An 8,953-nucleotide genomic window follows, 5' to 3' on the forward strand; every position below is an offset into this window, starting at 1 on the left:
CGATCTCATCGGTATGGTCGATGGAAATCGGCAGCTCCCACAGCAGGTTCCCATCAGAGTCGATCATATTGTAGCAGCTGAAAATCTCATCCTTGCCGTCGCCATTGAAGTCGTAGGCATAGGGGAAGTGGCCGGTATTGTTGTGGGTGAATTTCCAGACCAGGTTGAACTGGTCGTCATAGACCCAAAGCCGTGCATACCGATCCTTGATCAGGAGGTCCGAAGGCCTGTTCTTGCCGGTCACATTCACAATCCTGATCGCATCGACATTCAGATGCTCGAAGGCATGGTGGCCGAACTCCACACCGCACAGCTCATCGGCCGGCTGTTCGTTGATCGGCGTACTCATCTGCTGCTTCACCGCTCCGGTCCTGCCATCGAGGATGAAGAGCTTGAAGTCCCACGAGGCGATGACTTCGTCAACACCATCGTTGTCGATGTCGTAGACCTGGAAGGGAAGATCGGTGGTAAGCTGCACCACATCCGCGTCCTCTCTCGGTTCACCAAGCTGCCACAACACCTTGCCCGTCTCCAAGCTCACCGCCGTCAGGCAGCTGATAACCGGATAGCGGTCCTTATAAACCCGCCTCTGGTTTTGAGCCATGACGAAGAAGAGCTCATTCGTCCCGGTGAGGTGGCCGAAGCGAATCTGCCGGCCGGCTCCGAAGTCTCTGAGATCTATCTTCCTGTCAGCCTTAAGCTGTGGATGGAGCATTCGCTTCTCTTGGATGCGCTTCTGCTCTTCTGCCTCTTCCTTTTTGAGCCTGTCCTGTTCAGCATGGGTGGCCTTCACCTCAAGAGCTGCATACTGGGTGGGCATGCAGCCACACAGGGCAATGGCCCCATGGGTATAGCGTTCGTCCTCTACGATCAGCACTTGTTGTCCGTTCAGGCTTACGGTTATCACATTTCCTTTTGTGGTGACCGTGAGGTCCTGATACTCCGCCGTCGACCAACCAACTGCCGCCTTCTTGAGAATGGTGCGCTCGGTAAGATCGACCTTCTGTACCTCAAGCCCCTCCTTGGTGAAGAACACCCCGTAGTGCCTCAGGCTCGTCTGGTACCGTACCAGCACCCCGGTGAATAGATCCTTGGAGAGCGGGCGCAGCCTGACAGAGAGTTGGTAGTCCTGCCACCTTGTGTCGCCTGAGACCAGGGTGGGAAGGGTGGTCTTCTCCACCGGCTCCTGGATGCGGGAGAGCTCCATCATGCGAACACCGTCCAACAGGGGGTTGGTCACCACCCAGGACGGACCCTTGTAGTTGTAGTTGGCGATGGGGTCGTGCCATTGTCCCTTGTACCCGGCTTCGGGGAAGTAGTGGTACTCGCCCATGGCCGAATGCTCACTGTCGTAGGGAAACGGTCCCAGGGGGAAGGAGGAGAAATCTTCTGAAAATAACGTTACGTCGTACACGAATAAGCTCCTGTTTCCCTACCAGTGAAGGAGGGTGTCAACATCTACGGGAAGACCGCTGGCAATGCTCTTGTTGGCTGCAATGCCGGTGAGAATCGAGCGCAGGCCGTCGGTGTGGTCGGCACTGCGCTTCAGTGGATCGAAGGGAGGGTTGTCCAAAAAGATATCATCCAGCATGGCCGGATCGCCTCCGCCATGGCCGCCTTCCTTGGTCGGGACAGCCACCTCATAGGGAGTGTCCAAGAGCGGGCAGACCCGGACCTTGTGGAAAACCGTCGCACCCTCGTCGCACTGCTTGCCCCCGGCGTTGATATACGGCCGCTCGAGGGCGGTATACTCGATACGGCCCTTGCTACCGTTGATTGCAACATTGAAACCCTCCCAGGGCAGGTAGGAGTTCAGCGAGTAGGAGAGCATCGCACCGCTCTTGTACTTCACCAGCACGGCCATTGTATCCTCAATGCTGATGTCATCGGAAAAGACGGAACGGTCGCGGATGTAGCCGCTCTCAGCCTCGGCATCGAGGTAGAGTCCCTTGAGGGTGGGGTTGCTCTCCATGTCGATGGCAAACGGGTCGCCCTTGGCGGCCTCGCTGCCGTGACAGCGTGCATAAAACTTCTCAACACCCCGCTTCATTGCGGCAGCCTGCCCATAGAAGTTCAACGCCCCGAAGGCGAAGACGGTCTTGGGTTGGGTGCCCAGCCAGAAGTTGACCAAATCGAAATGGTGGGTGGACTTGTGGACCAGAAGGCCTCCGCTGTTGACCTTGTTGCGGTGCCAGCGGCGGTAGTAGTCGGCCCCGTGTTCGGTATTGAGCAGCCACTCGAAGTGAACGGAGTACACCTCTCCGATTACACCGCTTGCAATAAGCTCGCGGACCTTCGAGTGGTGGGGGGCATAGCGGTAGTTGAAGGTGACACGAATGGATCTGCCGTAGCGCTTCTGTGCATCCAGAATGGCCTGGCCCTTCTCGTTGTCGGTGGTGATGGGCTTCTCGCAAATGACATCGCAGCCCTTCTCCATCGCCCGGATGATATACTGGTCGTGGGTGCGGTCGACGGTGGTGACGATGACTACATCGGGCTTCTGCTCGTCTATCATGCGGTCGAACTCGGTATGCTTGTAGGTGGGAACCGGACGGTGGTTGCACTTCTCAACCAGGATTTTATTGGAAAAGTCCATCCGCACCTGACTCATATCACAAAAGGCCACCAAGCTGCTGCTGTTTTGATACCGCATGGCGATCGCTTCGTAGAACATGCGGGCCCTGCCTCCGGTCCCGACCTGTGCATACCGCTTTTTCCCCATGACACACCTCCCGTTCATACTCTGTTTGCACAAAAGTATACGTCCTCGGACCGTGTTTGTCGTTGGCAGAATGCCCAGAGAAGTTATCCTTTTTCGTAGATTAGTAGTCGGTACGGGTGGTACGCCTCACCTTCTCGATATACTCAGAGGGAGCGATGCCTCCATGCTGCTTGAAAAAGCGGGAGAAGTATTGCAGGTTCTCAAAACCCAGGTTCCACCCGATTTCACTGAGCGACAGCTCGGTGTTCTGGATGAGGGAGAGCGAGCGTTCGAACTTGACCAGGTTGATGTACTTGATCGCCGACAGGCTTGTCAGCTTCTTGATCACCCGGTAGAGGTAGTCCTGGTTGTAGCCGCACTCGGCAGCCATTTGGGAGAGGCTGAAGGAAGTGCCGATATGGCTGTTTATGTAGGCATCGACACTGTCGAGCACCTCGCTTTTGGTCGCCAAGGAAGAGCGTCGCAACTGGTGAATCGGGTTCGATTCATAAATGGGCAGGGAGTGCTCGAGGCACAGGCGGTTCATGGAGAGCAGGCACTCCATCAAAAGAGCCGAGGACATCGACCGATAATGCAAGGCTTTACGTTGGCCTTCCAGAACAATGCGTGACAGCAGCGTATAAATTTGGTTCTCCCGATCGCCGAACTTGGTGTCGATCGAGCCGAGAACTTCCGCAACACTCTCATCGTCCGAGGTGAATTTCACCTCAAGCATCTTCACCCCTTCCTTGCTGGTTGCACTGAAGGCGTGGTAGCGGCCTTTGCGGCAGAAGACGATGTCACCGCTCTCCAAGTCGTAGGGCTGACCGTCGAAATAGTTGCGGGCCTTGCCGGCGTAGACGAGCTGGATCTGATAGTCATCCTGATGATGGTGCTCGCTCTTGCCCTCCCCTTCCTTATAATAAAACCTTCCCGATGAGGTAATACGCACGTACATGGCTGTTCTCCTTTCGTTGGTGTAAACATCCTATAAAATATAGGCAGATGAGAACAAGTCCGTATCTACGAAAAAGTATAACAATTTCTCCCTTTCTGCTAACGACTTGAGAAAAAAGCACCCCTATACTACCTACAACTGCTCAATGTGAGAAAACTAGAGAGGAGGAATCTTATGTCGAACAACAAGCGTTTGCTGCTTACCATTACAACCCTGCTGCTCTGTCTGAGTGCCGTCGTGGCTGCGGGACAGAAAGAGAGCGGCGTAGCCGAGACACCGACCATTACGCTCGCTACTGCCGACAACACCTACGGTCTGAGTACCGATGCCGAGCTTCAGGGTGCCATTACCGCCCTGATCGAATCGAAGACGGGAACCAAGATCAATCCCATCATCCCACCGCTTGCATCCTACACAGACAAGCTCGCCACGCTGGTCAACAGCGGCGACATCCCCGACCTGTTCGTCGTAGCCCAGGCCATGACGAAGATCCCGACCATGGTCGCCCGTGAGCAGATTCTTGACTTGACCGACTACATCAAGAACAGTCCCGCTCTTTCCAAGCTCGATCCCAACCTGTTCAAGGACCTGCAGATCGATGGCAAGACCTACTTTGTTCCCTACAACTATCCCAAGAGCAAGGCCATCTTCATCCGCAAGGACCTGATGGAGCAGTATGGCGTCAAGCTTTCCAATACACCGACCACCGAAGAGTTCCGCACCGAGATGGCAAAGTTCGTCGGCAAGGGAATCATTCCCTTCAACTTCCCCAAGTGGGTGGACAACTTCCAGTTCTTCTACAACTCCTTCGGCGCCTGGGGTGGTGTCTATATTCAGGATGGAGTCTTTGTCGACGGCTTCCAGACCCAAGAGATGAAAAACGCCCTGGCCTACCTTCGCCAGCTGTATGTGGACGGCATCTTGAACCAGGAGTTCATCACCACCGAGAACAGCGGCATGCGTGAGAAGACCTATACCGGCCAGGCTGCTTCCTCCATCGACTATGTCACCAACTACATCAACTATGTACAGAACACCACAGCCGCAAACAAGTACACCGAGATGCACCTGGTGTATAAGATTGTAGGACCCGAGGGATTCGGTGGAAGCCTCAACGAGGCCACCCAAACAGCCTTCGTCGTCTCTTCCAAGACCAAGTACCCTGATGCAGCGGTAAAAGTTCTTGAGACCATCGTCACCGATCCCGAGGTCTACCCGGCATTCTTCGGCATCGGTCTTGAGGGCAAGCACTACACACTCGATGCAAACAGGAACATCGTGCCCACCGCCAAGGCAGCCAACAGTGGATACAAGTATACGCTCAACTACCTCAGCGACTCGTTCATCGACATCGATATCAACAACCTTGCCTTCGCTCTCAACCCGGCTCTCGAGCAGGGTCTGCCCAAGCAGATCGAGCACATCAAGGCAATGGCAGGCAACCTCGGTCCGAACCATGCCGCCGATGTCCCCGTCGGTGTTTCGATCGCCTACGACCGCGTCGCTCCCTCGATCAAGAGCACCCGCGAGTCCATCGCCACGAAGATCATCGTCGGAACCGTCTCCCTCGAACAGGGCATGGCCGAATATGAGAACTTCTGGAAGTCGATCAACGGACCGAAGATTCTTGAGGAACTGAACGCAACTCGCTAAGCGAAACGCGAACAACGACTGTTTATCGGTTTCCGGGTATTCTGGAAACCGATTCTTTGGATTGGCTGTGAAGAGGATTGCATGACAGCAAAAGAGAGAGCTCATACGTTGGTGGAACAGATGACACTACCTGAGATGATAAGCCAGCTGCGTCACGACGCCCCTGCCATCGAGCGGCTCGGCATCCTTGCCTACAACTGGTGGAACGAAGGCCTGCATGGTGCCGCACGCAGTGGAACAGCCACCGTCTTCCCCCAGGCGATCGGTCTTGCCGCCCTCTTCGATGATGAGTTCTTGTATGCTGTTGCTTCGGTTGTCTCAACCGAACAACGGGCAAAATACAACCTGTACAAAGCCGAAGGCGACCGTGACATCTACAAGGGACTTACCGTCTGGTCGCCGAATATCAACATCTTTCGCGACCCCCGCTGGGGACGCGGGCAGGAAACTTTCGGTGAGGACCCGTATTTGACCGAGCGCCTGGCAGTGGCCTTCATCAAGGGACTGCAGGGTAGTGGTTCCGTTCTCAAGACCGCCTCCTGCGTCAAGCACTTTGCCGCCCACAGTGGACCTGAGCCGCTCAGGCATGGCTTTAATGCGATAGTAACCAAGAAAGACTTGGAAGAGACCTACCTTCCTGCCTTTGAGGCGGCTGTGAAGGAGGCAAACGTCGATGCGGTAATGGGCGCATACAGCGCCCTCAACGGTGAGCCGTGTTGTGCAAACGCTTACCTCATGCAGCACAAGCTCAGAGGCGAATGGGGCTTTGAAGGTATGTACATCTCCGACTGCTGGGCAATCCGCGACTTTCATCTCAACCACAAGGTCACCAAAAACGAAGAGGAGTCGGCGGCTCTTGCTCTGAAGCGGGGATGCGACCTTGCCTGCGGCTGTGAATACCAGAGCCTGGAGAAAGCTTTCCAGAAGGGCTTGATCACCCGTGAACAGGTCAAAGAGGCCGCAGTGAGGGTGATGACCACCCGCTTCAAGCTGGGGCAGTTCGACCAGCAGACCGTCTACGACACTTTGGGCATTGAAAGCTTGGATGGTGAGGAGCATGCCCTGCTCGCCTATGAGGCTTCCTGCCGCTCGCTGGTTCTGTTGAAGAACGATGATTTGCTTCCTTTGAAAAAGCATGCCGGTACGCTTGCGGTCATCGGGCCGAATGCCAACAGCCGCGAGGCGCTGTTGGGCAACTACCATGGCACCTCAAGCAGGTATGTCACGATTCTTGAGGGACTGCGCGAGTATACCCAAGAGTATGCCAGGATTCTCTACAGCGAGGGCTCGGGCCTGACAAAGAATAAAGTTGAGCGGCTGGCCAAGGAGGACGACAGACTTTCAGAGGCTGTGTTCATGGCCAAGGCCAGCGATACCGTAGTTCTTTGCCTGGGCCTGAACGAGTCGGTCGAAGGTGAGATGCACGATGACGGCAACGGCGGTTGGGCGGGGGACAAGGATGACTTGAGGCTTCCGTTGTGCCAAAGAAAACTACTGAAGGCAGTGGCCGAGACGGGCAAGCCAATCATCGTGGTCCTGCTCAGCGGCGGCAGTCTCGACCCCGAGATCGAGCAGTATCCCAATGTGAAGGCGCTCATCCAGGCTTGGTACCCCGGCCAGGAAGGCGGACGTGCGATAGCACACCTGCTCTATGGCGCGTTCAGTCCGTCGGGCAAGCTGCCGGTGACTTTCTACAAGGCCGAGGCCGATCTTCCCTCCTTCACCGACTATTCAATGCAGCATCGGACCTATCGCTATAGTGAGCACAGCGATGTACTCTATCCCTTCGGCTTCGGTCTCAGTTATGCTACCTTCTGTTTTGATGGCTTGCAGGCAGAAGAAACCGCACTAGGTGGTGTAACTGTTACGGTTTCGGTTCGCAACACCTCCACTGTTGCATCGAGGACGGTAGTGCAGCTCTACCTGAAGATGGAAGGCCCCGATCTTCCCCTCCACCCCGTGCTTTGCGGCATGAAAAGCCTGGCGCTTCAAAGGGGAGAGGAGAAATTGGTACACGTGCGCATAGATGCACGGCGATTCACAGCCGTTGATGAACAAGGAATCCGCCATCCTGTGCGCGGTCCTTATACCCTGTATGCAGGTTCGAGCCAGCCGGATGAGCACAGCATGCACCTTGGCGCCGACAAACCTGCAATACTCCGTTGTATTCGATAAGGAGAGATGTGATGGCAGACAAACCCCTCGTTATTCGTACGAAACCACCGCTATGGACACGGCTGAAGAGCCAGAAGTTCCTGCTTCTGATGCTCCTGCCGGGCTTGGTTTGGTACCTGTTGTTCAAATACCTTCCCCTTCTGGGGCTGAGCCTTGGATTCACCGACTATGGATTCCGCTCAAAGGTTTCGTTTGTGGGACTGGAAAACTTCCAGCGCCTGCTATCTTCTACGATTTTCTGGAATGCATTCCGCAATACCCTGATCATCAGCCTGGCAAACATCGTCTTCTACTTCCCCGCCCCCCTCATCGTCGCCCTGATGATCAATGAGCTGAAGAGTGTGAAGTCCAAGCGGTTCATCCAGTTTCTCATCTACATCCCCTACTTCTTCAGCTGGGTTGTCGTGGGAAGCATTTTTGTCAACCTGCTCTCCCCTTCCACCGGATTGGTCAATAATATCATCACCAGGTTCGGGGGCGAGCCGATCTACTTCATGGCAAGCGCGAAGTTCTTCCGCCCGGTCCTGATCAGCTCCTATATCTGGCGGCAGATGGGGTACGGGGCGGTCATCTATGTGGCGAGCCTGACGACGGTGCAGCCTGAGCTCTACGAGGCTGCCACCATCGACGGGGCCGGCCACTGGGGACGGCTGTGGCATGTAACGATTCCGGGCATCCGCTCGACCATCGTAACAATGCTGCTGCTGAACCTCAGCCATGTGCTTCTGATATTCGAGCAGGTGCTGGTCATGTACAACGCCGCCGTCTACGACGTGGCAGACGTACTGCAGACCTACGTGTTCCGTGAAGGGGTGCTCGCCGGTGACTTGGGATACTCGATCGCCGTGGGTATGTTTACCTCGATAGTCAGCTTGACGTTGGTACTCACGACCAACAAGATCAGCGCCCGGTTCCTCGACGAACCGATTCTGTAGGAGGATGAACATGAAACAGGTCAAACCCACCACCATACGCGAAAGTTCAGGACGCAAACTCTTCCGGGTGATAAACACCCTCCTTTTGGCTTTCATCTGCCTGATATTCATCATTCCGATCTGGAACGTCCTCATCACCTCGGTGGCCAAGGACATCGATGTCATGGGAGCCGACTATCTGCTCTGGCCCCGCTCATTCACACTGCAGAACTACTGGCGCGTGCTGAACAGCGGCTACATGGGGGCCTTCAAGAACTCCTTGTTTGTCGCCTTCCTGGGTACCGTCCTCTCGATGCTGATCACCGTTCCGATGGGATTTGCCTTGGCGCAGAAGCATCTGGTGGGCAGGTCGATCATCATGAAGGCGATTGTGTTCACGATGGTATTCGATGCGGGCATCATGCCTTTCTATATTGTTGTGCGATCGCTTGGACTCATCAACAGCATGGGTGCGATCATATTTCCGGTGGCGGTCTCGACATTCAACCTGATCATCATCAAGAACTATATGACCAGCATCCCGGTCTCGCT

At 55.3% G+C, this 8,953-nt stretch carries 7 protein-coding genes; 4 read left to right on the top strand and 3 right to left on the bottom strand.

The features are described 5' to 3' along the window. The 3 genes from B3F49_RS06850 to B3F49_RS06860 all read right to left on the bottom strand — a co-directional run. On the bottom strand, positions 1-1,414 hold a 1,414-nt coding region (locus B3F49_RS06850), incomplete at its 3' end, for a hypothetical protein (RefSeq protein WP_293909990.1). Between the two features lie 18 nt (positions 1,415-1,432). Further along, positions 1,433-2,722: a Gfo/Idh/MocA family protein gene (locus B3F49_RS06855; protein WP_293909992.1), complete on the bottom strand. Its 1,290-nt coding sequence runs from the start codon at positions 2,720-2,722 to the stop codon at positions 1,433-1,435. A 100-nt stretch (positions 2,723-2,822) separates the two neighbouring features. Next, positions 2,823-3,659: an AraC family transcriptional regulator gene (locus B3F49_RS06860; protein ID WP_293909994.1), complete on the bottom strand. Its 837-nt coding sequence runs from the start codon at positions 3,657-3,659 to the stop codon at positions 2,823-2,825. A gap of 174 nt (positions 3,660-3,833) precedes the next feature. On the opposite strand from B3F49_RS06860, the gene B3F49_RS06865 reads away from it, so the two are divergent. The 4 genes from B3F49_RS06865 to B3F49_RS06880 form a co-directional block, all read left to right on the top strand. Continuing rightward, positions 3,834-5,312 (top strand): extracellular solute-binding protein, encoded by a 1,479-nt coding sequence (locus B3F49_RS06865; RefSeq protein ID WP_293909996.1) that lies wholly within the window; start codon positions 3,834-3,836, stop codon positions 5,310-5,312. Positions 5,313-5,393: 81 nt separating this feature from the next. Further along, a complete protein-coding gene (locus B3F49_RS06870) occupies positions 5,394-7,487 on the top strand; it encodes a glycoside hydrolase family 3 C-terminal domain-containing protein (RefSeq protein ID WP_293909998.1) in 2,094 nt (697 codons plus the stop codon). An 11-nt stretch (positions 7,488-7,498) separates the two neighbouring features. Further along, complete coding sequence (locus B3F49_RS06875) at positions 7,499-8,422, top strand: ABC transporter permease (RefSeq protein ID WP_293910000.1); 924 nt, start codon at positions 7,499-7,501, stop codon at positions 8,420-8,422. A 10-nt stretch (positions 8,423-8,432) separates the two neighbouring features. Further along, positions 8,433-8,953, top strand: a 521-nt coding sequence (locus tag B3F49_RS06880) for a carbohydrate ABC transporter permease (RefSeq protein ID WP_414712512.1), incomplete at its 3' end; no start/stop codon positions are given.

This window comes from Sphaerochaeta sp. UBA5836 (assembly GCF_002432845.1).
In the GTDB taxonomy this organism is placed as follows: Bacteria; Spirochaetota; Spirochaetia; order Sphaerochaetales; family Sphaerochaetaceae; genus Sphaerochaeta.